Origin of the sequence: Methanobacterium sp. BRmetb2 (assembly GCA_003491285.1) — an archaeon.
Lineage (GTDB): Archaea > Methanobacteriota > Methanobacteria > Methanobacteriales > Methanobacteriaceae > UBA117.
Map to the genome: position 1 here is coordinate 966,044 of CP022705.1, position 23,086 is coordinate 989,129.

A 23,086-nucleotide genomic window follows, 5' to 3' on the forward strand; every position below is an offset into this window, starting at 1 on the left:
ATTCGCATATAAACGAATAGAAAAAATTATATATTAGTTCGTATAGTATAGTATATTCGTAGGAATACGAATAAATTATCTCTTGAAATTGAGAGGAATAAAAATTGGAAGTAAAATTCTGAAATAAGGTGAAAAAATGAAAGCAGAATCAAATAAAATTACTGATGGAGTGTACTGGGTGGGTGTCCTAGACTGGGACCTTCGCAGTTACCATGGATACACGTTAAATGGGACCAGTTACAATGCTTATCTGGTTTTTGGAGAAGAAAAAGTGGCTTTAATTGACAATGCCTATCCTGGAAAATATGATGAATTAATGGCCCGTGTGGAAGATGCATTTAAACAGGAAGGAAAGGAAGTTAAAATTGATGTTATTGTACAAAATCACGTTGAAAAGGACCACAGCGGTCTTCTAGTAAATTTACACAAAAAATTCCCCCAAGCACCCATTTACTGTACTGAAATTGCTATAGATGGACTCATAAAACATTTTCCCCAACTGAAAAATGCAGAATTTATTAGTGTTGGTACCGGAGAAACTCTAGAACTTGGTGGAAAAACTTTAGCATTTTTGGAAGCCTTTTTACTTCATTGGCCCGACAGCATGTTTACTCTGCTTCTGGAAGGTGGAATCTTATTCCCCAATGATGCATTTGGTCAACACCTATGTTTTCCACAGAGATATGATTATGAAATACCGGAGTACGTGCTGAGTGATGCCTCCAAAAAGTTTTATGCCAACCTTATCACTCCTCTATCAAAACTGGTCCTGAAAAAATTCCAGGAAGTAATTGATCTAGGCCTTTTAGAGAAAATTAAGATGATTGCTCCGGCTCACGGCCAAATATGGACTGACCCCATGAAGATCATTGAGGCCTACACAGACTGGGCCAGTGGGAAATGCCATGATAAAATCACTATTATCTATGATACCATGCATTTTTCCACCCAGAAAATGGCACATGCCCTGGCAGAAGGTATAATGAGTGAAGGAATAGATGTTAAAATGTACTATCTACATGAAGATGAACGAAGTGAAATTGTAAAAGACATATTAGATAGTAAAGCTGTCGCTCTGGGAGCTCCCACCATTTATGACGAACCGTATCCCAGTTTAGGAGATCTAATTTATTACCTTCGCGGATTGAAATTTAACCGCACTGGCCTGGAAAGATTAGCAATAACCTTCGGATCCATCGGGGGTAGAGGAGGAGCATCAACATTATTAGCTAAAGACCTTAAAGAATGCGGATTCAATGTAAAAGAAGAATATGAAATAATGTACGTTCCTGATGAAGATGAACTGGATAAATGCTTTGAATCCGGTAAAAAATTGGCTCAAGAAGTTAAATCACTTTAAAATATTTTTAAACATTTAAATGGAGGATAAAAAATGGAATTGATAAACGAACATGAAATTGGAGTTTGTAAAGGAACAGAACTAGAAGAAGCTGTACAGGCCAACTTCAATGGCGAATGCCAGGAAGTGGGCATGTACCTGGCCATGGGCCGGCAGGCCCAACGAGAAGGACTGCCTGAAGTGGCTGAAGTACTTAAAACCATCGCATGGGAAGAAGCAGAACACGCATCTCAATTTGCAGAAATGAATGAAGTTATAAAACCTTCACTAAAAGAAAATTTGGAGATGATGCTTGAAGGAGAAACCATGGCCAATAACGAAAAAAAAGCTGCAGCCAAAAAAGCAAAGGAGTGTAATGTTGACCCTGCCCATGATTTCTTTGATGAAAGTTCACGGGATGAAGCCCGGCATGCCCGTATGTTAAAAGGGATTTTAAAGAGATATTTTTAAACTGAATAGATCTACCGCCTCTTCAATTTAATTTCTACCCTTTTAACATATTTTTTTATTAAAAATTTTTTATTCTTAGTTTATCAGCCTGTTTTTATTCAGAACTAATATACGTATATTATACTAGGAGGATGTGGGGTTGAAAGATGGGTGACCTACCATATCATACTCTGGTTGATTGGATTTACCAGATACTTATCCGGTTTAGGATCTAAAAAAGATAAATTAGTACTTGATCAGTAGATATCTCCCAGATCTCTATTTTAAATACATAGAAATGAGAAATGTATCCTCCATTAATTAAAATTAGAAGTTATTACTCTCCGTTAACTCTTTTTAACTTTTGACAGGCATCTTCTGCTGCTAATATTATAGGGTCTATCACCATTGAAACTGGTGGAGCATAGGAAAATTCCATGTTAGCAAGTTCACTGCATGTAATACTTTTAGCAATAACCAGTGCCATGGTATCCACTCTTTCTGCTACTCTCTCTTCAGCAATAATCTGACAACCGATAATTCTACCTTTCAAATTGGTTATCATTTTTACATCAATTCTTTTAGCGCCAGGATAATATCTAGCTTTAGTTAAAGCTCTGCTCTTACCTGAAATGGCTTTAATCCCGTTTTGTAGTGCTGCAGTCTTGGTCAGGCCTACTGAACCAAATTCAAGATCTCCAATTTTAGAAACCATGGAATTTACAACTGGCCTGAATTCAGCTCCAATACCTGCAATGTTTTTAGCTGCAATTTTCCCCTGTCTTACTGCTGTTGATCCCAATGGAGATAAAGTATTATGTCCAGTTATTGCATCAACGACTTCTACACAGTCCCCTACAGCATATATATTGGGTATGGATGTTTGCATTTTTTCATTAACTAATATGGCCCATCTACCAATTTCAACTCCCGCCAATTGGGCCAGTTTTGTTTCAGGTCTTACTCCCGTAGCCAGTATAACCATGTCTGCTTCCAATTCATCTTCACCAAAAACAGCCCCCTCTACCTTTTCTTTACCAGAAATTTTTTCAATTGGATGGCCCAGTATGACATTAATACCTTTTTTTTCAATGTATTTTTGAACTATGGATGCCATGGCCGGATCAAGATTTCGGGGGACAATCTGAGGGAGCATTTCTGTTACAGTTACTTCCAACCCCATATTTTTCAGGCCGTAGGCAATTTCCAGTCCAATTAAACCAGCCCCAACCACCACTGCTTTTTGACTTTTTTCAGCCCACTTTTTGATCTTGAAACCGTCCTTTATGGTTCTGATCTTGAAAACACCATCTAAATCCGCACCTTCAACAGGAGGGATAAAAGGTGAACCACCTGTGGCCAATACCAGATAATCATAGGACAGTGATTTTTCAGATCCATTGGAATCATGGCGATTTCCATTTAATAAATGGTATTTAACTGTATTAGTTTCACTTGAAACTTCATGAACCTCTGCCATAGTGATCACCTTAATGTTCCGCTTCAGGTAATCTTCTGGCTGGTGCATAATGATTTCCTTGAAGGAATCCACTTCTCCACATAGAACATAAGGTATGGCACAGGGAGAGTATGCAATGTATTTATCACGGGTAATTACAATTATTTCGGCGTTTTCATCATGTTTTCTGATGTTTGAAGCTGTGGAAAGGCCTCCTGCCCCTCCTCCAATTACAATTATTTTCATTTTATTTTTTCCACCTTTATTTTACCTACAGATATTATAGTTATTCACCTATTTGGATTTTTTTAAAGGGAGTGAAATGAAAAAATCAATGATGAATTTTTCTAATTTTAAGTATCCTTGCTGAGAATTTTCTGTATATTCCCTCAAATAAAAATGAAAATAAAATTGTTGCACTAAGAACAATTAGAGTTATAGGAGAATTATAGAATTCATAGTAGGCTAAAACTGCAAAGGAGAATAAACATCCTATAATAGCCAGGCAAGTTATAGATTTATTAGCTCCTGTCTCTTTGTAAAGTTTAAGATGGGCTAAATTAACTCCTATGTAGATTAAAAGAAATGCTGCACTGCCCATCATGACTATGCCACTTAAATTCAAGGAAAAATATCGGTATAATCACTAGACCGCTGGTTATTAATAGGTCTTCTTTACTATCTATCCATAATTTTCTATTGAAAAAGCGTGGCAGTTCCCCTTTTTTAGACATTTTTACTAATTATTTATATTTACTAATTAATATTAATTTCCTATTAAAACAGACCATTAAAACCATTATAAAAATAAAAAAGGCCCAGAACTATTCATGGATAGAATAGTCGGGCCTTTGTTAGTTGTAATCTATTTTAATGAAAAATTAGGATATATAAATTTTTACAAAATTGAATTTACAAAAAGTAGTCAGAAAAAGTAGTTCGATATTTTTGCTATCACTATATAGAGCGACGTATCAGAAAATTTGATTCTTGATGAATAATCTTATTTTTGTTAAATAAACACTAAAACTAGATATTTTTAAAAAATTTGCTTAAAAAATCCTCAGATAAAAAAATAATATTAGAAAGTTTTATTTTATATAAAAAAGGTCAGATAAATAATAAAAAATAAATTAATGCCTTATTTATTCTACATATATTTTAACTTTGGTTTGATTTTCCTCATCTTCCACATCCACAATTTTTCCTTCGGCTCCGTTTTTAACAGCCTCAATAATTTCATCCAGATCGATTTTGTCTAGGCCAGATTCTTTTAATTTAGGATCAAATTTTTTGGCCATTTTTAATCCCACATCAACCAGAGAAATAGGTATGTTCACGTTGACCTTGGGGTTGTCATCCATGGTTCTTACTCGAACTTTTAACCATTTAGCGTCCTTTTTAGGAGTAATTTCCTCCTGATTTCCTTCTAAAGCATCAAGTAGTTCCATTGCTTCTTTAGTATTAATTTTTCCTTCTTCAACCATTTCCAAAATTTGCATTCTTTCTTCAGATATATTTTTACTCATATAATTCACTTCCAATATTTTTTTAAAAGATTTTTAGCCATTAAGTAATTTTAAAGCCTCATCTTTACTAATTTCTCCATTTTTGAGCTTTTCTAAGATCTCTTTTTTATTGATTACTGGTTTTTCAATTTTGTGTCCTAGAACGGAAATCACTTCATCCAGTTTATTTCTCACTGTAGGGTAAGATATCCCCAGTTCTTTTTCAATTTCCTTAATGTTACCTCTGTTTTTGATAAAGACCTCCACAAAGTATTTTTGCTGGTCATTCATTCTGCAAAACTTGCAAAGATCGAATTCGCCCTGGATAACACTTTTACATTTTTTACACTTTATCTCTGAAACTTTAATTTCACTGTCACATATGGGACAGCTCCCTGGTACTTCATGTTTCATAGCTTCACCTCATATCGTGTAGATTTTCACAGCAATTCTACCATCTTTTGTATTATAAGATTCAATATCAACCAATTTAAAGGGTTCTTCCTGTTCTAAGCGGCTGATAACCCTGTCAATGTCTTCATAAGTCATGTTCTTTAAAATGGTTTCCATGAACTCGTATTCACCAGATGATGGTGACGCGCTTTCTTTTACTTTAGATGGGTAGAACCTGATTATCATTTTAAAAATCCATTTAAACGTCGAAAATCTTAACGCAGGAAGGGGAATTGAAAATCTGCCTCTTTTAACCTGTATTTTTAATTTTTTTGCCTTCATTTTATTCGCCCTTAAATCATGGCTTCAATATTTTCCATGTCTAAATTAAGATTATTAACTAATAGTATATAAATATATTGAATTTATCAATTTACACTTCAACATAATTAAAGTCAATATTGATATTTTTAATATGATATTGGATTTTGGGGTGGAATTTTTGATCATGAATATAAAATGAGATCTGTTCTAATGCTATTCGTATCCTTTCTCTAAGATATTAGTAGGACTAAACTCATATATTATAAATAAAAAAATGTGTGGAAGTAAACTTCGAAAATTCCATTAAGTTATGGAGGTTTCTAGGTGAATAATTTTAAAAAATTAAAACAATTATCACCACAAACTATTTTGTTACTCTTGATTATATTTTCTGTATTTTTATTCCTAATAATAGGTTTATTGCCCTCGATCTTTTATCAAACCCATGATATTGACACTTACCTTACATTCCACATAATTGCAGAGCTTTTCAGTATTATAGTCTCATTTTCCATTTTTGGTGTTGGATATTACACTTATACTCAATCAAAAAATAATTATGCACTTTTTTAAGCTGTGCATTCCTGACTATTGGACTTATTGACCTGTTTCATGTGCTCAGCTTTCCTCAAATGCCTAATTTCATTACATTTAATGATTCAAATAAATCAATCCTATTCTGGATTGCAGCACGATTAATTTCAGCCATAGCTTTGATTATCAGTGCTTTTATCTATGCCAATACTAAAAGTCGCTGGCTTTCCAAGAAATATTTACTGTCTGGCGCCATGATAATATCTGCTCTGGCATTCATAATCGTGATCCATTATCCTTCATATTTACCCCACATGTTTACTGAAGGAAGTGGCCTTACAATATATAAAATATTTTTAGAATATGTGATCATAGGATTATTTGTAGTTGCTGCGATCCTGTATTGGAAACGCTATAAAAAAACAAAAGAGAATTACAACCTCCTTATTTTAGCAGCAATCATTCTATGCATATTCAGTGAACTTACATTCACCATTTACATTAGTGCCTTCGATACCTACAATATGCTAGGACATATCTACAAAATTATCGCCTTTATACTAATATATATAGGAATATTCATGGTAACTATCTTAGAGCCATATAAAAAAACTTGAAATGGAAATCAAAGAGCGTGAAAAAGCTGAAGAAAATATCCAAAGCTTAACTAACATTGTTGAATCATCAAATGATGCTATTATAACCAAGGCCCTTAATGGTATTATTACCAGTTGGAATAAAGGAGCAGAACAAACCTATGGTTATCTTGCTAAAGAAGTTATAGGAAAGAATATTTCCATATTGGCACCAAAACATCTTAAAAAAGAAATATCCGAGTTAATCGATAAAATTAAACATGACAAAAAAATTCAGCGATATGAAACTTTGAGATTAAAGAAGGATGGAACATTAATAAATGTTTCTTTAACTCTCTCTCCTATTTTTGATGCTTCTGGAAAATTAAAAAGCATCTCAATTATTAGTAGAGATATAACTGAAACAAAAAATGCTGAAAAAGAAATAAAACGAGCCTTAAAAGAAAAAGAATTGTTGCTGAGGGAAATACATCATCGTGTTAAAAATAATATGCAAATCATCCTAAGTCTTTTGAATCTTCAAACACATCATATAATGACTGATGAAGCTGCAAAAATTATTCAAGAAACCGAAAATCGCGTTAAAGCCCTGTCAACCATTCATGAGAATTTATTTCAGTCACAGGACTTAACAACAATTAATTTTCAAGAATACATCTGGAGTCTGGTAAGAGGTATCTTTTTTTCATATAAAATCAGAGAAGATCAAATCAAACCAATAATCAAAATAAAAGGAATAATGCTGAATATCGAAACTGCAGTACCTTGTAGCCTTATAATAAATGAATTAGTTTCAAATAGTCTTAAACATGCATTTCCATCTGGAAAAAAGGGGAATATTTATATTTCACTTCAATCAAAGGATAATCTTTATTTTCTGACCATTAAAGATGATGGGATAGGCTTTCCTGAAGATCTAGACTTTAAAAAAACAGAGTCTCTTGGCTTGCAACTGGTAAATAGTTTAGTCATACAAATTGATGGAGATATAAAACTTAATAGAAACCATGGTACCGAATTTATAATTACATTTAAAGAACTAGAATATCGTGAAAGAATTTGAATTGGGGGAAATATGAAAACTTTACCAAAAGATGTTGAAGTAGTTGTGAACCACTACCTCAAGGCATTTAATGAAAAACTGCCTGATCTGGTAGAATCGTTTTACATTGGTGGTTCAATAGCTTTAGATGATTATCATGCAGGAAAAAGTGATGTTGATTTTGTTTGTCTGATTAACCGGGATCTGGAAATCTCTGAAATGAAAATAATTGAAGAAGTTCATAAAGAAATTAGTTCTAAACATCCTAAAAAAGTATTAGATGGTTCATATGTTCTAACAGAGCAGTTTGGAAAGTTAGATGAAGACATAGGGCCAACTATATATTTTGATGGTAAAAAAATCAAGTACGATGGTAAATCCGGGAATGTCGGTATAGTTACCTGGTTTATCTTAAAAAAATATGGTATAACTTTAGTAGGCAAAACTCCAGAGCATTATATACCCCCTATTGATAGCAATGATTTGGTCAGTTATGTACAGTTAAATGCCAACACTTATTGGGCTAATTGGACTGAAAGGGCTTCTAAAAAGTTTTCAGTGAATGGATTGTTAACACTTTCTGGGCGAAAAGTTGAGTGGGGCGTTTTGGGCATATCTAGACTTTATTATACTCTGCATGAAAAAGATATTGTATCCAAATATGATGCGGGAAAATATGTATTAGAGAGGGTTCCATCAAAATTTTCAAGGATATTGAAAGAGGCCCTGCGGATCAGAAAAGGTGAATCTAAAAGTTATTATAGATCCCCCTTTAAACGCAGAAAAGATACCCTCCTTTTTATGAAGCATATGATCCATCAATTTAATGATAAAACAGATTTGGATCAGTAAAATCATTATTTTAACTTGAAAATGTTAGATAGAAAATTAACTGGTTGGTAACCGAAGTTAATTCTCCTCTACAATATCTCTCATTCCTCGATTTCTCCTTTATATGTTGAACTACCTTATGTTTGCTATTTTTAGCAAATTTAACGACTCCAATTCTCATCATCTGGGAATATGGTTAACGATTGTAGGGTTAAAACTGTATAATCTCGGTAAATTAAGTTTAGTTAAAGAATAAGAAGATTTAAAATAAATACTTCAAAAAATATGAAGTGAAACTGATTAAAAATTGTTTTCACATTCAAGGGATTATCCTAATTCTGGCAAATTAATTTCTATCATAACATCACCCATAATAAAGAAAATTATGTATAAATACTAATTTGTTCCAATAAATGACATCAATAAATTCTATACAAGAAAGGAGGTTATTATTTTGTCTTCTAAAAAATTAGTTAAAACAAGTTTAACAGTTGCAACAGACATTCTTACCTCGGATAAGATGGAAGATCCAACCGTTATTGATGCTGAAAAACCTATAAAACTTACATTCAATGAAGATTTAGATATAAAAACGGTTTCAAAGGGAATTAAACTCTTTAAAATCAAATCTGATGGTGAAGAAGTAGAGGAGGATATTGTAATAACCTTTGAGGAGAATTCAGCAGATACCCTCTATATTAATAAATCATCGCAATCGATTTCATCAGGCGAGGAATATAAACTTTCCATCAACACCCAACTAAGTTCATTAAGCGGTGCTTCTTTAAAAAAAGAATTTATATCATATTTTACCGCTGATTATTCACTTAATCTGAGCAAAGAAGGTATTTCAGACTTAAATAATAATCGATCATTAATAATGGTTATAAGCGACCTTCATTTAGGTGCAAACGACAGTTATGCTGAAATCAATCAAAATAGGGGCGCACTGGTTGATTTCTTAAAACAGGTCCGGTTTTCACCTCATGTGAAAGAACTGGTTATTAGTGGTGATTTGATTGATGAATGGTTCATTCCCATGCATGTGGATACCTTCAACGGGAAAACACAGCGAGATTTCGTAAAAACCGTGGCTGCAAATAATAAACCAGTAATAGATGCATTTAATGACATAATAACCGATGGAAATATAAAAGTGACCTATGTGCCGGGAAACCATGACTTACTTATCGATTCAGGAGATATACAAAGTATTCTACCAGGGATATCTGAAGCAAGAGATGTTAAAGGACTAGGTGCTTATGTGCCTCAAGATTTTCCAGAATTGATTATTGAGCACGGACACCGTTATAATTTTTTCTGTGCACCTGATTTCTCTAACCGACCTATAACCAACACCGACTCCATACTACCGCCCGGATACTTCTTTACCAGGATGGCCACCACCTCAGTTATAGAGGGCCGTCCTGAAAACCAGGCCACCTTACCTGAGGTACACAAGAATGAACTGAGTGTGGAACAATTAGGGTATTTCCTTTACTGGAATGTGTGGAAAAGTCTTATCATGGAGTTCCCGGTAAATGAAGGACTTGAAAAGAAGGTTTTAAATACAAATATAGATGGATTGAATGATTTATATGCTATAAATGATTTTTTACCTTACCAAAACTCTGAAAATGATTATATCGATGTTTATCTGCATAAAGGAATTATTGAAAGCTGGGACGAAAGGCAGAACAATAATCTAGTTCCGATCAAAATCCCTCTGGAAGAAGCGATTCTGAAAGCAGCTCTGGCTAGCCATATGGATGATCAATCCAGGGTTCAATTTTTTGAAAACCCTGAATCCGATAAAAGAATAGTTATATTTGGACATTCACATGAAGCCCGAGTTATAATCAATTCAAGTGTAAAAATATTAATTTTTTAACAGAATCATAATTCTTAAAATTATTTAGCTTCTGATGTACTGGTAAATATCCTTGGTTACTTCACATTGCTGATTAAGCCATCCAAATGCTTAATTCGTGCTTTTAATGACATTTAAATTCCAATAGAAGTTTTTCAAGTTCTAATACAAATTTTTTTGCCCTTTCAAGTGAAGTGTTTGCTTTTGAAACTTTAACATCATATCCCATCACATATTGGGAGTTTAATCTCTTTTTATGCTCTAAATCATAAAGTTCAATTATTTCATCAGTTAAATTATCAATTTCTACATATTCCTCTTTAGCTTCATCAAAATCTTGTAAAAGATGGCTTTTTAATTTATCTCTTACCAAAACAATTAAAGCATCAGCTGTTACTCTATGAGAAACTTGATCACCAACTTTAAATCCAGATTTATTGAGAACAGCATTTGCCATATAATACATAGAATAATAAGAAGACACTATAACCCACATAGAAGATATATCCTCTTCAAAAAGATGATCAGCTACCCTCAAACTTTCATTTGCATTATCTGCCAAAGCACGTATTAAATTAGTGTCCGGGATCTTTTTCTTTATATAACCCTCATTCAAATCTTTTTTAAAATTCTTGTGAGCTATCTCTATTCTATCAGAATCCAACATTTTCCAACATCCTATAATAATCTTCAATTCCTAAAAGTATTATATTAGATTTCAATGCTTCCGATACAACGCTAAAATCACTAGTCTTAACCATTGCCAAAAATTCATCAAAATTTAATGTTACAAGATGTATATCCAAAGGTAACAGGTTAACAATCTTTTCAAATTCCTTTTCTCTCTCTTTTTCGGAGATTATCATTAAATCAATATCTGATGTCTTAAATTGGGTTCTTTTAGCATAAGAACCGAAGATTAATGCTATAAATGGAAATTTTAATGAATTTAATTTCAGATGTATGATTTTTAGATCTTTATTTTTATCTAACAAATCCTTAGAACGCAAATATTCTGCATGAAATATTAAGGGGTCTACTTTCTTCAAAAGTAAACACTCATAAGCTCCACCATACTTCTCCAATGAAACCAAATTGGCTTCGTGAAGCTTCTTCACAATACTGTAAACATTGGAATAATTAACCTTGATATCCTGAGATAATTGCCTTATATTTGTTTTATTGGAACCATTCTCCAATAATCCCATGATTACTTTTATAGTGTTATTTTTCATAATATCATCTATATAAGTATTAATAGTTATTGCAAATTTACAATATAATTATTGTAGATATACAATAAGTTTATTGTAATTTTACAATAATAAATGTATCCATTAGGGGAAGATATTAAAAAAATCAAATTCAGACTGTAACGCCTGAAAACGTAGAAAAAGATTATAAATTTTCATAAAATTTAAATAAAGACGGTTAGATAATTTACTATACAATTAACGCCTGATTAAGAATTCTTAAAATCATCCAGCTTCTGGCTGATGTGCTGATAAATATCCTTGGTTACACCCACACTGCTGATGAAGTCATTGGAATACCTGATATCCCCTCTTCGTGGGTTATCTTGGCGCATGACGTACATGCAGATAGCAGTTATGATCATGAGTGGATCTGTTTTTCTACCCTTACCCCCACGGTATAGTTTTCTGAAATCAGCTTTTAATATTATTTCCCGGGCCCGGTCTTTCTGACCTCCACCCACCGGACACATAATCTCGTCCCCATCTTCCCTTTTGGTAAGGACTAAGGTGGGGCTGTGGCCGGTCATCATGAAATTACTGGCTACTACACTGAGCATGGCCAATTTTTCCTGTATTCGAAAATCTTCTTCAGTTGTTTTCAAACTGTGTGGCTTGTATCTCTCGTATTTTTTAATTTTCCTTTCCATTAACTCGATTTTAGAAGTTTCGTCCAGGAAAATGTGTTTTCGTTTTTGCACTTTAAGGCCTTCTGTGTTTTGGTGTTTAGTGTTTTTTGGTTGATGTTGTTTATAATGGTTCGTGAATGATACATTACATTTTTATTAATTAATACCATATTACTAATGGGATGATTTGAATGATAAATGATAATCATGTTACTGCAGCCCTAGATTTAAGCCGTGTTCATTATAATACAAACCCGTTAGTAGCTCGAACTTTAAAAAAATCTATTTTAATTGGTCAAGAAATTGAATTACTTGAATCTATAAGAACTCAGGATAATCCCAATAATGATTTTTTCTATGTTACATTTGATGAAATTGGAATAAAAGCATATCATTTAGGAATTGACATAAATTTATTAGATGATGTTATTATTCCCAAACTCAATGATGCTGACTTTTTTGATGTAATAGACAAAGATACTGTTGAAATAAAATTTCAAAATACAAAAAAAATTTATGATTATGGTAAACTTCAAATTAAAGGGCTCAATTCTGATGAAAAATCCATTTTAAATCTTTTAGCCGATGGTATGATAAAAACCCGTGCCTCAGGAACGGTTGGATGGAGTTATTTCAATATTTCCAGAGATGAGTCAAGACCCATTAAAAAAATTCTTAATGAAAACAGAAATTATGAGCCCCATAACTGTAAAAAACAATACTTATTACTCTTCTCCAAAAATATATAAAAATGAAAGCCAATTTAAGAGTTTACTCTCCAATAGTACATATGACAGTGTTTCAGACATTTTAGAATATCTAAACGAGAATCCCGGCGTCCCAATAAGAGGTTTAGATCCTAGAATCTACAATCCTAATATAATAAATGGACTGACTTTAGCAGGCGCGATAGATCCAATAGAATTAAGCATTAAGGGCTCCTCAACTGAGTATTTGGTACCTTCAAATTTAAATTCAGATAGATATGATCAAGATCATCTTGATTTAGTGAAAAAAACTTTAGCTAACTTTAGATTCGGAGAAAATTATGCTAAATGGAAATTAAACGATCTTACTCGCTTTTTAGAATCCCTTTTAGACCGAGGTTACGCAGGTAATGCAACGCCTATTGGTACAGATTACAAAAATCTTGAATTAGCTGGAATCGTTAGAGTTTCACCTGTTTCAGGAGATAAACACCGATTTTGGATGCAAAAAAAAGATGTTATCCAAGATACCCTTAATGTGCTTAAAGGTTCTGCTTCTGTAATTAAGAATAATCCCAATACACAATTACAACAAATGCGAAATTCAGTCGTATCTAGGATGATTCTTTCAAATAACAAAAATGACACAATATCTGATGTTACAAACGCTTTAAGAAAAGTTCAAAGAGGGATCAATTAATGGCAGATATTGGACTAAAAGAAGAGATTAAAGTATCAAATTTCTTTTCAGAACTTGGTTATTTTACTCGATTCCATATTCAGTTATATCCAAGAGACGGTAAAATTTCTGACATAGATGTATTCTGTATCAAATTTGATAATCATTTATTTATAACACGCAACATTATCGAAACAAAAAGAAGCACCCACAGCGTTTCAACCATTTTTCAATTATTCGGACTTAGTAAATTCTATAAAAACTGTAACGCTTTCTTTGTTAATGATAAAATCAATTATAAAAATTTTAAAATAGCTAAAGAGTTAGGAATAAATGTATATTCATTCGAAAGATTAAAAAAGCTCTCTGAAAAAGATAAAAGATACAAATCTATCAATATTCCTGAAGAAAAAGGTCTTGAGATAGTTAGTTACATAGATATAATCAAAAAAAATAATTCAAACCTTTTTTGGAGTTATCATGAGATCTGGTTGGAAAAAGATCCTTTCAAAAGACTAAATTTAATTAAAGAAAATTTTGAGATAACCGATGATATTTGGGAAGATAATGAAAAAAATCAGGCATTTTTGTGGCTTAGAAAAGAGTTATTTTTACTTTTCTTCATTTCAATACTGGAAATTACATCTGAATGTATCGAATTAGATAATATAAGGATAAGACAGTATATTGAAGATAAATTTTATAATTTAGGAACATCTAAAGATCGTAAAATGCTTTTAAAAGAAGGGGTGGAATCTTTATTAGAAATAATTAACGAGAAACTTGGAGAAGATGTTGATTTTGAATTTGATGTGATTCCAGAGTGGATTCCTAACTTAGAATCTATTATTAAAAAAATAATAAATCAAGCCCCATTTGCCAACGAATATCTCCTACTAAATGAAAATGTATTCCGAAGTTTTTTAATAGGTGAACCAGATCATGTTTCTAATTTTATTACTAATAAGAAGAAATATAAAATAATCTCTGGAATAAATGCATCAATATTAAGTTTATTACATAAAGAAGAAGTAAAAGAAGATTTTAATGATTTCATTTAAACTTCTTTTTAATTAATTTATTATTTTCAAACCCTAACCACAACACCCTTCTCCTTCAAATACTCTTTAACCTGAGGTACAGGATACTCATTAAAGTGGAAGATACTGGCAGCTAATGCCGCATCTGCTTTACCCTTGGTGAAAGCTTCATAAATATGTTCTGGATTACCTACACCACCCGAGGCAATCACAGGAATATCCAGATTTTCACTCATGGTTCGGGTTAGGGGAAGGTCATAACCGTCCTTGGTACCGTCACGATCCATGGAGGTTAAAAGGATCTCACCTGCCCCCCGGTCTTGGCATTCCATGGCCCAGACAATGGCATCTATTCCTGTAAATTCTCTCCCACCGTAGATACTGCAATCATACCAGCAGTAACCTTCGGGAGTTTCAATTATTATTTTATCCTCATTTTCATTAGGGTTGTCCACGTATCTCCTTTTGGCATCGATCCCAATAACGCAAGCCTGGGACCCCACTACCTTAGAGGCTTCATTAATCAAATCAGGGTTGTGGATAGCTGCTGTATTGGTTGAACATTTATCAGCACCAGCTTTTAGCATGTTAACATAATCTTGTGGTTTTCTAATTCCCCCACCCACACATATTGGTACGAATACATTCTCGGTGGTGGCATCTATTACATGGGCCATGGTTTCTCTTCTCTCATGAGAGGCAGTAATGTCCAGAAATACTATTTCATCTGCTCCATCTTCATAGTATTTGGTGGCCAGTTCCACTGGTTCGCCAGCATAACGGATCTGTTTAAATTCAATACCCTTTACCACCCTACCATGGGGTACCTGCAAGTCGCAGTCTAAACAAGGAATAATTCTTTTGGCAAGCATGAGTTATCTCCTGAAATTAATATTATAATCAATTATGATTTCATAATCTAATTATGCAATAACTTTTATAATTGCATTATATAAAAAATATAACAATTAGAAATACTATCACAAATTGTGTTGTAATAAGAGGGATCATAATCATGGAAGTAAATAAAATTTTGTTAGATTCTCTTAGTTATCCTTTTTCAGATAATAAAAAATATTTTAAACTGTTAATTCTATTTTTAACAAGTTTTTTAGTAATTCCAGGGATTATGGCCTGTGGATATCTGGTGAGAATTATAAAATATACAACGCATGGTAAATCCGAGCGTCCGGACTTTAATGATTGGAAAGAACTATTAAAAGATGGTTTGAAGTTGCTGGGATTAGGGATAATATTCGCAGTAGTTTTTTATGGACTTCTTTGGATTATAAATCTCTTATTAAACATATACCCTGTTTTTAATGATACTTCCATTCTCATTATAAAAGTAGTTTATACTATTTTAGTAAACAGCCTTTTTATCATGTCCCTGGCCCACATGGCCCATGAAGGACGTTTTGTAGCAGGATTTGATTTCAAAAAGATAATAGGATTAATTGCAAAAACGGGATGGGTCAAGTATTTAGCCTTAATTACCATATTCACCATATTTGCCGAATTACTAAGCCAGATTATAGTAATTGGAGCATATTTACCTATTTTTACAGGGATCTGGAGGATTATAAGTTACCTTGTACTTAGTCTCCTGGTTTTCACTTATCTATTTACCTATGAGAGTAGATTTACCGGTTTAATTTATCCAAAAAATACTGCAGTAACTTCATAAAACGTTAAAAAGTGAATAAATCATTTATTTAAACTAAATTTTAATTTTTTAATAAACAGTCCTTTGTTTAGTGATTTCAAGTTTATTTTATGAAAGTTGAGTAATATATTTTCCATGAATTTTATTGAGTTAGTAATACTATTAAACAAAACTATAATATTTATATTATTCAAACCTTAACGAATAATGGTGATAATATGATATTAAAAAATTTTAAACGAGAATCTCTAATACCATTGCCTGTGGCATTCATATCCACAATTAGTGAAGACGGAATTCGGAATATAGCACCATATTCCTGCGTAATGCCCATTTTAAGACCTTTTGATCTTGTATGTGTAGCATCAGCTGGTGTTATGAGACATACCCTTGATAATATCCGAAGCACAGGAGAATTTGTACTGAATATGCCTGGTGCAGATATGGTGGAAAGCGTTATTCCTACTGCCAAGTTCAGTTCCCCAGAAACAGACGAATTTGAACTGGCGGGGCTAGAAGAAAAACCTTCCCAAAAAATTAAAACACCAGGAATAGATGGATGTTATACCTGGATGGAATGTAAACTCTACAAAGAATTTGAAGATGAATACGATAAATTTCCATACACTCTAATTATGGGCAAAGTTGTCCATTTAGAGATAGAAGATGATATTTACAATGGAGAAGATGGAACATGGGACGTTGAAAAGGCAGAACCGCTTATGATGACTGGTTCAGATAAGGGAATGCATTTTTGTACTATCCGGGATATAGAGAAATTCGAACCATTCGGAGCCATGTTTCCAGATGGGAAGGATCCTCTAGCACAAATGTATAAATAGATACAATTTTATTCAATTTTTTTCTTAGAATATTAAAGTACAAATATGATATTTCGCTAATAATATTGATTAAAAATAGGATATTCTTCTAATAACTAATGAGGTGACATAATGGAAGATTCAAATAAACAGGATATAATCCCCTTCTCAGAAGTTAATAAATTTCATGGACATACATGCCCTGGAATAGCTATTGGATACCGGGCAGGAGAAATAGCAATTAAAAAACTAAGTTCGGCCAGAGCTGTAAATGAAGAGTTCCTGGCTATTGTAGAAAATGACAGCTGCAGTGTAGATGCCATACAGGTCTTAACTGGCTGTACTTTTGGAAAAGGCAATTTAATATTCAAAGACTATGGAAAACAAGTTTACATCTTCATAAACAGAAATACTGGAAATGCTCTACGTTTATCTCTAAGTAAAGGCATAGATGAGATGGACCCAGAATTTGCCAGAATCCGGGAAAAAACTTTTTCCAACTCAGCCAGTGCTGAAGAAAAATTAGAATATGAAAAACAAAGAGATAAAACTACTCAAAACATTTTAGATATGCCAGATAACGAATTGTTCAAAATTGAAGAAGTAAAAATTGATATTCCTGAAGAAGCCAGGATATTCCAATCAGTTAAATGTGCCAAGTGTGGTGAGCTGGTTGCAGAACACAGAACACGGGTAGAAAATGGTAAATTTGTGTGTATCCCCTGTTTTGATGATTATTCAAGAACATGAATCTATTTAAATTTTTAACTATCTCTCTTTTCACATTCCGCCAACATCAAAATTTTATTCAAAAATTTCGTCTTTTAAATTTATTGGGCATTTTATTGTTCTTTTCATAGTATCTAAAAGATTTTAAAAAGGTAGTATCAGCTGAATAAATCTCAATGAATTTTGTGAATTTTTCACTTTTTTAACTGTTGAATTACTTAAAATGTGTTCCATTGCACATGCTTCTCTCTCAGCAGTTTTATTATTAACGCCTAAAATATTTAAAAAGTTTTTGAGTGTAGTATGTTTATATGTAATGCTTTTTGCGATTTTTATTCCTCGTTTATTTAATTTTATTTCCCCATATTTTTTGTGGGATATAAATTTCAATTTAGACATCTTATTAACTGCTTCTACTACACTTGGAGGTTTAACATTAAGTTCTTCAGCAATATCACTCACTTTAATAATTCCTTTAGCTTTTTTCAATTTGTAAATAACTTCAAGGTAATCCTCAATACTTTTGGTAAGGTTAAGGGAATCTTCATTCATTTAATCATCTTTTTTTTATAAATTAAAATTAAGTCCTACTACACAATTTTTATATGAATCGGGCATTTCCTGTTCTATTTCTTTGATGTTATCTGTACAATGACAAGGTACAATTACAGGAATTCCCTTTAAAATATCAAGCTTAGAATGGTGAAAACATCCGATGACTGCATAAATTTCCCCCAAATCCCTTAATTTTTCAATATTGCTTTCAAGTCCAGGATGGGCACATCCTGTAAGAATTATGTTCCCTTTCTCAGTTTTTATTATCAAAAATTGCTCTTTTATTTTTTCACCCATCTCTCCTGTGCTCCAAATATTTTCACATATTTTTTTTGCATTAGAGATCTCAGTAATATTTGTAAATCGTTTTATTTCATTTTTAAGGTTGTATGATGCCGATTGAGGTACATATACTTCAGGTTTCTTTCCATATTTTAATATATGGTTTAAACCACCTATATGATCCCAATGATCATGAGAAATTACTATTTTATCTATCTCCTCTGGATTAATATCTGCAATTTTCATATTATGAAGTAAAATATCTCCGTTCCAACCCGTATCAAAAAGTATTTTGTCCTGGATAGTTTCCAAAAGGCACGAAAACCCCCACCCTGCTTTAAAACCATTTTTAACTTTATGATTATATAGAATTCTTATATTCATTTTATCCCTTTTTAGCAGCGTTTTTAATTATTTCTTCAAGAGTTATACCGTCAGGTCCTATAATATCCATCAATTCATCTGATAGGATATGCATCTGGTCTTCCATAACTTCAGACTTCACTAAAATATCAACTTTCTCTTTTCTTAAAAATTCAGCTACTTTTATCCTCCTCTCATTGTCATATCTAGCCCATGGACTATCTCTAATAGTAATATCAGCTACTTTATCATGAAATACATCTGCAATTAGGATGTAGGGTGCTTTGTTGAAATGTTTGGAAATAGCAGATTTCATTCCTTCTTTATTTTCCACAGGAACAGCTATTCGAAGTTTTTCCTTTTTAAAAGGCTCTATTTGCACGGTTAAACTGTCCACATTTTGAATTTCATCTTTAATGGCTTCTCGCACCTTATTTGAAATTTCATAGGCTCTTTTTACTGGCAATCCTTTTTGTGTTTCCAGATGCAATTCTACAAATATAAAAGGACCTGATCTTCTAATTTTAATATCATGCACAGCTTCCACACAGTTAACACCTTCGGCAATAGTTCTAATTTGTTTAATCTTTTCAGGATCCATACTGGCATCTAAAAGAACCATAACATCATCTTTAGCCAATTTTAATCCTATATAAACTATTAATAGCGCAACAAAAATCCCTGAAATTCCATCTACACCCAAATAACCAATATATGAACATAATATACCTATAAAAACAATTAGAGATGATAATATATCAACGAAGCTATGTTTTCCATCATTTATGAGTGCATGAGATCCTATTTCCCTCCCAATTTTTTCTTTATACCGTGCTAGTAAAAATGAAATCACAACGGAAAGAGCGGCGACAAACAGACTGATTAATGGTATTTCAATTATACTGGGATTTAAAAATGCGTTAAATGAATCAAATGCTATTTCCACTCCAGTTATAATTATCAAAGCAGATACTATTAAAGATGCAAATGTTTCAACCTTATAATAGCCATAAGGGAATTTTTCATCAGGTTTTCGCCTGGAAAGTTTAAGTCCAATGTATACAGCAAGTGATGCAAATATGTCTGAAAAAGAGTGAATGGAATCTGCAATTAAAGCTATACTTCCAGATAAAAATCCCACTATACCTTTAATTATTGCAAGGAATAGGTTAATTAGGCTGGAATATTGAGCTGCTCTTTCTCCTTTTTTTAAATCAATTTTAATTTTTTCATTAATTTTTAACACCAAATTGGATCATATAATTGAAGCCAAGGTCAACCAAGTTTAACTTTCTAAAACCATAGGAAGTTACGCAATTTTCAAGTTCTTCTGGCGATATACGCATATGCATTGGTGGACCCCGGGATAAATCTTCTTTTTTACATTCAATGATTACCAAACGTCCATCAAGTTTTAAAACACGATGGATTTCACCAAATAACATCTCCCCATGCTTAGTCAGATCAATTGAATGGAGAACTGTGGAAATAAAACAAACATCAATACTGTTATCTTCTATAGGTAGTGGGCAGGTCATATCAGATACTATGGCCTTAATATTTTTAAATCCCTCAGAATAAGCTTTTTCTCTTAGATTATTTATTAATTCCTTTTGAATATCCAGTGCATATACTACTCCAGAATCGCCGACAATCTTGGAGGCATGGATAGAATAATCCCCTGTTCCACAACCTATATCCAAAAAATAATATCCTTCTTTAAGTTTTAGTTCACCAAAAACAAGTTCAGGGTCCTGCACCCAGAAACTAGTTGGTCTTCTTTTTTGTCTATTTTTCATATTAGAGGACTCATGGCCATATTGGTTTTTACACAGCCGATTATTACTCATATTATACCTCCTTGGTTGATATAAATTATTATTGGCATTGTTCACCCATTCACTCCTTATATTTTAAAAAAGTTGGTTATATGTAGATACCAGATCTATTCATGGAAACTATAAGCAATTTTTTGAATTTTATCCATTTATTGCTTAAAATTTTCAGTTAAAAATTTATTCATGATCTGAATTTCCTTGATTTCTGTTATAAGTTCCTCGCCTTTAAGTCCAGCCAGTGAAAGTTTGGTATCTGCTGGAATAGCCGCAATGATCATATCTTGATCAGTGATGGACTCCCGTAGGAATTGTTCATTGGTTTCATCAACTTTATTCAGGACAAAATAGACTGGTTTGCCTATGCTACTACTCAATTCAACTACTTTTTCTGACAGTTTCATGGACTCAAAGGAGGGGTCGACTATCATGAGGATGGCGTCCACATCTTTTTCAATAGCTCTTCCAAAGTGTTCGATACCAGCTTCAGTATCAATAATAACCACTTCATTGGAATTCAAACTCAAATTGCCAATAAACTCCTTGGCCAGCATTCCCATTGTGCAGGCGCATCCTTCACCCACCTCATGAATTTTTCCAATAGCAATGAGCTTTATTCCATTTTTTTCTGAGAAATAAGCCGGGGGAATATTAGAAATAGTCCATTCCTCATCAAAAAATGATATTGATTCCCAGTCAGGTGTTGCATCCATGATTTTTTTCAAAGCAGCATCTTTACCACCAACATAATTGGTGAAATCTTGGGGTAGTTCAACCCCCAATTGCCGGTGAAGACCAAAGTTTGATTCGTCCGTATCAATTACAAGAACACTGTCACCTTTTTTTACAAAAGATTTTGCTAGGAGCGCTGCAATGGTACTTTTACCACTGCCTCCTTTTCCACATATAGCAAGTTTCATATTTTATACCTCTTTGATTTCTGTCTTAATCCACAAATCATATCCTAATCACAATTAGTGATAAGTAATAACCATATAAATATTTCGATTTCGAACTGTTCATTTTTGATATATTAATATTATTATATTATACTGTATAAAATGGAAAATTTGAAAATATGATACACCATTAAGAATCAACAAACAGGAAAAAGTAAAAATAGACCTTTAAAATTATAAAAACTCTAAAAAAACAAGAATGAGGGATAAATCCAGAATATTTAAGGGCAAATAAATAGAATTATAAATTGAAAATTTAAATTAAAATTTTTGGTTCTAATTCAAATTCTTAATCTCCAATATTTATTGAAAAATACATAGTTTCAATTGTATAGATATTCTAATTAAGTAATAACTAAACTGTTCAAAATCAGATATTTATATACCCTCCAGTTATAATTATATCATGGCTGGATTATGGAAATTTGTATCAATTGATGGAAAGGAAATACGCTTATTAACCTTATTCATTTTGCACTCGTTAAATGAAAAACCAAGATCAGGCTATGACTTGTTAAAATCTATGAGTGAAAGGACTGGTGGTGGTTGGACTCCGAGTAAAGGAACTATTTATCCTCTCTTAAAACAATTAGAACAAGAAGGATTAATACAAGTGTCATCAATTGGTAAACGTTCAAAAACAATTTATGAAATTACCCCCCAAGGAAAAAAATTATTATATAATATTAGAAAAGTCAGAAAAGAATCCAGAAAAAAATTTTGTAAATTCAGGGATCTGTTTCTTGAGATGTTTGGCGAAGAAAAAACCATGTTCAATGAATTAACTTTCAAAATAGAAAGAATAACTGAAGAAATTCCTGTTGAAAAGGAAGAACAAGCAGTTAAAGTTTTAAAAAAATGTATTTCAAACTTGAAAAACCTTGAATAAACAAGATGTATTTGGTTTTTTAAAACTAAATAGAACTAAAAACAATTAATATTCCCCTTTGACAAAAATACAAAAATTATATAATAAATAAAGTTATAAACTATTTAATGTAAACTTTTGTTCTGATCAATTCTGTTTTAGAGATTAAGAAGTTTTGATCAATCTACAATTAATTATCTGGGCCCGTAGTCTAGTCAGGATAAGACGTGGGACTTCGGATCCCAAGATCGGGGGTTCAAATCCCCCCGGGTCCGCTTATATATCTTTATATAAGTTAAAAACTATTTTTAAATTATAATTAAGAAAATTAGAAAATAAATAGATATTAATGTT

General features: G+C 32.4%; 28 protein-coding genes and 1 tRNA gene. 15 read left to right on the forward strand and 14 right to left on the reverse strand.

Annotated features, from left to right (window positions below):
- The first annotated feature begins 136 nt into the window (after nucleotides 1-136).
- Together CIT01_04960 and CIT01_04965 are read left to right on the forward strand one after the other, a co-directional pair.
- Complete coding sequence (locus tag CIT01_04960) at nucleotides 137-1,360, forward strand: MBL fold metallo-hydrolase (protein AXV37589.1); 1,224 nt, start codon at nucleotides 137-139, stop codon at nucleotides 1,358-1,360.
- A gap of 33 nt (nucleotides 1,361-1,393) precedes the next feature.
- Nucleotides 1,394-1,810 carry a rubrerythrin family protein gene (locus CIT01_04965; GenBank protein AXV37590.1) on the forward strand — a complete coding sequence of 139 codons (417 nt, stop codon included), beginning with the start codon at nucleotides 1,394-1,396 and terminating at the stop codon, nucleotides 1,808-1,810.
- A gap of 316 nt (nucleotides 1,811-2,126) precedes the next feature.
- Here the strand turns inward: CIT01_04965 and CIT01_04970 are convergent, their stop codons facing one another.
- The 5 genes from CIT01_04970 to CIT01_04990 form a co-directional block, all read right to left on the reverse strand.
- Nucleotides 2,127-3,494 (reverse strand): pyridine nucleotide-disulfide oxidoreductase, encoded by a 1,368-nt coding sequence (locus CIT01_04970; protein ID AXV37591.1) that lies wholly within the window; start codon nucleotides 3,492-3,494, stop codon nucleotides 2,127-2,129.
- 85 nt (nucleotides 3,495-3,579) lie between these two features.
- Entirely contained in the window at nucleotides 3,580-3,852 is a 273-nt protein-coding gene (locus tag CIT01_04975) for a hypothetical protein (GenBank protein ID AXV37592.1), read from the reverse strand.
- 541 nt (nucleotides 3,853-4,393) lie between these two features.
- Complete coding sequence (locus CIT01_04980; GenBank protein ID AXV37593.1) at nucleotides 4,394-4,777, reverse strand: hypothetical protein; 384 nt, start codon at nucleotides 4,775-4,777, stop codon at nucleotides 4,394-4,396.
- Between the two features lie 33 nt (nucleotides 4,778-4,810).
- Nucleotides 4,811-5,170, reverse strand: coding sequence for a hypothetical protein (locus CIT01_04985; protein AXV37594.1), 360 nt, complete (start codon nucleotides 5,168-5,170; stop codon nucleotides 4,811-4,813).
- Between the two features lie 9 nt (nucleotides 5,171-5,179).
- Nucleotides 5,180-5,491, reverse strand: a complete 312-nt coding sequence (locus CIT01_04990; protein ID AXV37595.1) for a hypothetical protein — start codon at nucleotides 5,489-5,491, stop codon at nucleotides 5,180-5,182.
- 306 nt (nucleotides 5,492-5,797) lie between these two features.
- On the opposite strand from CIT01_04990, the gene CIT01_04995 reads away from it, so the two are divergent.
- The 5 genes from CIT01_04995 to CIT01_05015 all read left to right on the forward strand — a co-directional run bounded on the left by CIT01_04995 (nucleotide 5,798) and on the right by CIT01_05015 (nucleotide 10,367).
- Nucleotides 5,798-6,046 (forward strand): hypothetical protein, encoded by a 249-nt coding sequence (locus CIT01_04995; protein ID AXV37596.1) that lies wholly within the window; start codon nucleotides 5,798-5,800, stop codon nucleotides 6,044-6,046.
- An 11-nt stretch (nucleotides 6,047-6,057) separates the two neighbouring features.
- The gene (locus CIT01_05000) at nucleotides 6,058-6,624 is read left to right on the forward strand and encodes a hypothetical protein (GenBank protein ID AXV37597.1); all 567 of its coding nucleotides are present in this window, start codon (nucleotides 6,058-6,060) and stop codon (nucleotides 6,622-6,624) included.
- 1 nt (nucleotide 6,625) lies between these two features.
- Complete coding sequence (locus tag CIT01_05005; GenBank protein ID AXV37598.1) at nucleotides 6,626-7,666, forward strand: hypothetical protein; 1,041 nt, start codon at nucleotides 6,626-6,628, stop codon at nucleotides 7,664-7,666.
- A 12-nt stretch (nucleotides 7,667-7,678) separates the two neighbouring features.
- Nucleotides 7,679-8,497, forward strand: coding sequence for a hypothetical protein (locus CIT01_05010; GenBank protein AXV37599.1), 819 nt, complete (start codon nucleotides 7,679-7,681; stop codon nucleotides 8,495-8,497).
- A gap of 433 nt (nucleotides 8,498-8,930) precedes the next feature.
- On the forward strand, nucleotides 8,931-10,367 hold the full coding sequence (locus CIT01_05015; protein AXV37600.1) for a metallophosphoesterase: 1,437 nt from the start codon (nucleotides 8,931-8,933) through the stop codon (nucleotides 10,365-10,367).
- A 103-nt stretch (nucleotides 10,368-10,470) separates the two neighbouring features.
- Here the strand turns inward: CIT01_05015 and CIT01_05020 are convergent, their stop codons facing one another.
- The 3 genes from CIT01_05020 to CIT01_05030 all read right to left on the reverse strand — a co-directional run bounded on the left by CIT01_05020 (nucleotide 10,471) and on the right by CIT01_05030 (nucleotide 12,300).
- Complete coding sequence (locus CIT01_05020) at nucleotides 10,471-11,013, reverse strand: hypothetical protein (GenBank protein ID AXV37601.1); 543 nt, start codon at nucleotides 11,011-11,013, stop codon at nucleotides 10,471-10,473.
- On the reverse strand, nucleotides 11,000-11,581 hold the full coding sequence (locus CIT01_05025) for a nucleotidyltransferase (protein ID AXV37602.1): 582 nt from the start codon (nucleotides 11,579-11,581) through the stop codon (nucleotides 11,000-11,002). The genes CIT01_05020 and CIT01_05025 overlap by 14 nt, the downstream gene beginning before the upstream one ends.
- A 227-nt stretch (nucleotides 11,582-11,808) precedes the next feature.
- Nucleotides 11,809-12,300 (reverse strand): hypothetical protein, encoded by a 492-nt coding sequence (locus CIT01_05030; GenBank protein ID AXV37603.1) that lies wholly within the window; start codon nucleotides 12,298-12,300, stop codon nucleotides 11,809-11,811.
- Between the two features lie 119 nt (nucleotides 12,301-12,419).
- Here CIT01_05030 and CIT01_05035 point away from each other — a divergent pair, with 119 nt between their 5' ends.
- From CIT01_05035 to CIT01_05045, 3 genes are read left to right on the forward strand one after another with little or no spacing between them, the layout of a single operon-like run.
- Nucleotides 12,420-12,977: a hypothetical protein gene (locus tag CIT01_05035; GenBank protein ID AXV37604.1), complete on the forward strand. Its 558-nt coding sequence runs from the start codon at nucleotides 12,420-12,422 to the stop codon at nucleotides 12,975-12,977.
- Nucleotides 12,922-13,635: a hypothetical protein gene (locus CIT01_05040; GenBank protein ID AXV37605.1), complete on the forward strand. Its 714-nt coding sequence runs from the start codon at nucleotides 12,922-12,924 to the stop codon at nucleotides 13,633-13,635. Before CIT01_05035 ends, CIT01_05040 begins: the two co-directional genes overlap by 56 nt.
- The gene (locus CIT01_05045) at nucleotides 13,635-14,675 is read left to right on the forward strand and encodes a hypothetical protein (GenBank protein AXV37606.1); all 1,041 of its coding nucleotides are present in this window, start codon (nucleotides 13,635-13,637) and stop codon (nucleotides 14,673-14,675) included. Before CIT01_05040 ends, CIT01_05045 begins: the two co-directional genes overlap by 1 nt.
- A 26-nt stretch (nucleotides 14,676-14,701) precedes the next feature.
- On the opposite strand, the gene hisF is transcribed toward CIT01_05045, so the two are convergent.
- The gene (hisF, locus tag CIT01_05050; protein ID AXV37607.1) at nucleotides 14,702-15,526 is read right to left on the reverse strand and encodes an imidazole glycerol phosphate synthase subunit HisF; all 825 of its coding nucleotides are present in this window, start codon (nucleotides 15,524-15,526) and stop codon (nucleotides 14,702-14,704) included.
- Nucleotides 15,527-15,669: 143 nt separating this feature from the next.
- On the opposite strand from hisF, the gene CIT01_05055 reads away from it, so the two are divergent.
- From CIT01_05055 to CIT01_05065, 3 genes are all read left to right on the forward strand, one after another.
- The gene (locus CIT01_05055; protein AXV37608.1) at nucleotides 15,670-16,341 is read left to right on the forward strand and encodes a hypothetical protein; all 672 of its coding nucleotides are present in this window, start codon (nucleotides 15,670-15,672) and stop codon (nucleotides 16,339-16,341) included.
- 197 nt (nucleotides 16,342-16,538) lie between these two features.
- Nucleotides 16,539-17,162, forward strand: coding sequence for a hypothetical protein (locus CIT01_05060; GenBank protein ID AXV37609.1), 624 nt, complete (start codon nucleotides 16,539-16,541; stop codon nucleotides 17,160-17,162).
- Nucleotides 17,163-17,273: 111 nt separating this feature from the next.
- Entirely contained in the window at nucleotides 17,274-17,891 is a 618-nt protein-coding gene (locus CIT01_05065; GenBank protein AXV37610.1) for a formylmethanofuran dehydrogenase, read from the forward strand.
- A 123-nt stretch (nucleotides 17,892-18,014) separates the two neighbouring features.
- Here the strand turns inward: CIT01_05065 and CIT01_05070 are convergent, their stop codons facing one another.
- From CIT01_05070 to CIT01_05090, 5 genes are all read right to left on the reverse strand, one after another.
- Nucleotides 18,015-18,422, reverse strand: coding sequence for a DtxR family transcriptional regulator (locus tag CIT01_05070; protein AXV37611.1), 408 nt, complete (start codon nucleotides 18,420-18,422; stop codon nucleotides 18,015-18,017).
- Between the two features lie 15 nt (nucleotides 18,423-18,437).
- On the reverse strand, nucleotides 18,438-19,091 hold the full coding sequence (locus tag CIT01_05075) for a hypothetical protein (GenBank protein AXV37612.1): 654 nt from the start codon (nucleotides 19,089-19,091) through the stop codon (nucleotides 18,438-18,440).
- Between the two features lies 1 nt (nucleotide 19,092).
- On the reverse strand, nucleotides 19,093-20,307 hold the full coding sequence (locus CIT01_05080; protein AXV38729.1) for a cation transporter: 1,215 nt from the start codon (nucleotides 20,305-20,307) through the stop codon (nucleotides 19,093-19,095).
- On the reverse strand, nucleotides 20,303-20,920 hold the full coding sequence (locus CIT01_05085) for an SAM-dependent methyltransferase (protein ID AXV37613.1): 618 nt from the start codon (nucleotides 20,918-20,920) through the stop codon (nucleotides 20,303-20,305). Before CIT01_05085 ends, CIT01_05080 begins: the two co-directional genes overlap by 5 nt.
- A 137-nt stretch (nucleotides 20,921-21,057) precedes the next feature.
- Nucleotides 21,058-21,825, reverse strand: a complete 768-nt coding sequence (locus CIT01_05090) for an ATP-binding protein (protein ID AXV37614.1) — start codon at nucleotides 21,823-21,825, stop codon at nucleotides 21,058-21,060.
- Nucleotides 21,826-22,270: 445 nt separating this feature from the next.
- Between CIT01_05090 and CIT01_05095 the strand changes: the two genes are divergently transcribed.
- On the forward strand, nucleotides 22,271-22,753 hold the full coding sequence (locus CIT01_05095) for a hypothetical protein (protein AXV37615.1): 483 nt from the start codon (nucleotides 22,271-22,273) through the stop codon (nucleotides 22,751-22,753).
- 179 nt (nucleotides 22,754-22,932) lie between these two features.
- Nucleotides 22,933-23,007, forward strand: a tRNA-Arg gene (locus CIT01_05100).
- Nucleotides 23,008-23,086 lie beyond the last annotated feature (79 nt).

Bases quoted from the DNA above. Each gene is read 5' to 3' on its own strand.
- CIT01_04960 (AXV37589.1), top strand. From the start codon at position 137: ATGAAAGCAGAATCAAATAAAATTACTGATGGAGTGTACTGGGTGGGT.
- CIT01_04965 (AXV37590.1), top strand. From the start codon at position 1,394: ATGGAATTGATAAACGAACATGAAATTGGAGTTTGTAAAGGAACAGAA.
- CIT01_04970 (AXV37591.1), bottom strand. From the start codon at position 3,494: ATGAAAATAATTGTAATTGGAGGAGGGGCAGGAGGCCTTTCCACAGCT.
- CIT01_04975 (AXV37592.1), bottom strand. From the start codon at position 3,852: ATGATGGGCAGTGCAGCATTTCTTTTAATCTACATAGGAGTTAATTTA.
- CIT01_04980 (AXV37593.1), bottom strand. From the start codon at position 4,777: ATGAGTAAAAATATATCTGAAGAAAGAATGCAAATTTTGGAAATGGTT.
- CIT01_04985 (AXV37594.1), bottom strand. From the start codon at position 5,170: ATGAAACATGAAGTACCAGGGAGCTGTCCCATATGTGACAGTGAAATT.
- CIT01_04990 (AXV37595.1), bottom strand. From the start codon at position 5,491: ATGAAGGCAAAAAAATTAAAAATACAGGTTAAAAGAGGCAGATTTTCA.
- CIT01_05005 (AXV37598.1), top strand. From the start codon at position 6,626: ATGGAAATCAAAGAGCGTGAAAAAGCTGAAGAAAATATCCAAAGCTTA.
- CIT01_05010 (AXV37599.1), top strand. From the start codon at position 7,679: ATGAAAACTTTACCAAAAGATGTTGAAGTAGTTGTGAACCACTACCTC.
- CIT01_05020 (AXV37601.1), bottom strand. From the start codon at position 11,013: ATGTTGGATTCTGATAGAATAGAGATAGCTCACAAGAATTTTAAAAAA.
- CIT01_05025 (AXV37602.1), bottom strand. From the start codon at position 11,581: ATGAAAAATAACACTATAAAAGTAATCATGGGATTATTGGAGAATGGT.
- CIT01_05035 (AXV37604.1), top strand. From the start codon at position 12,420: ATGATAAATGATAATCATGTTACTGCAGCCCTAGATTTAAGCCGTGTT.
- CIT01_05040 (AXV37605.1), top strand. From the start codon at position 12,922: ATGAGCCCCATAACTGTAAAAAACAATACTTATTACTCTTCTCCAAAA.
- CIT01_05045 (AXV37606.1), top strand. From the start codon at position 13,635: ATGGCAGATATTGGACTAAAAGAAGAGATTAAAGTATCAAATTTCTTT.
- hisF (AXV37607.1), bottom strand. From the start codon at position 15,526: ATGCTTGCCAAAAGAATTATTCCTTGTTTAGACTGCGACTTGCAGGTA.
- CIT01_05055 (AXV37608.1), top strand. From the start codon at position 15,670: ATGGAAGTAAATAAAATTTTGTTAGATTCTCTTAGTTATCCTTTTTCA.
- CIT01_05060 (AXV37609.1), top strand. From the start codon at position 16,539: ATGATATTAAAAAATTTTAAACGAGAATCTCTAATACCATTGCCTGTG.
- CIT01_05065 (AXV37610.1), top strand. From the start codon at position 17,274: ATGGAAGATTCAAATAAACAGGATATAATCCCCTTCTCAGAAGTTAAT.
- CIT01_05070 (AXV37611.1), bottom strand. From the start codon at position 18,422: ATGAATGAAGATTCCCTTAACCTTACCAAAAGTATTGAGGATTACCTT.
- CIT01_05075 (AXV37612.1), bottom strand. From the start codon at position 19,091: ATGAATATAAGAATTCTATATAATCATAAAGTTAAAAATGGTTTTAAA.
- CIT01_05085 (AXV37613.1), bottom strand. From the start codon at position 20,920: ATGAGTAATAATCGGCTGTGTAAAAACCAATATGGCCATGAGTCCTCT.
- CIT01_05090 (AXV37614.1), bottom strand. From the start codon at position 21,825: ATGAAACTTGCTATATGTGGAAAAGGAGGCAGTGGTAAAAGTACCATT.
- CIT01_05095 (AXV37615.1), top strand. From the start codon at position 22,271: ATGGCTGGATTATGGAAATTTGTATCAATTGATGGAAAGGAAATACGC.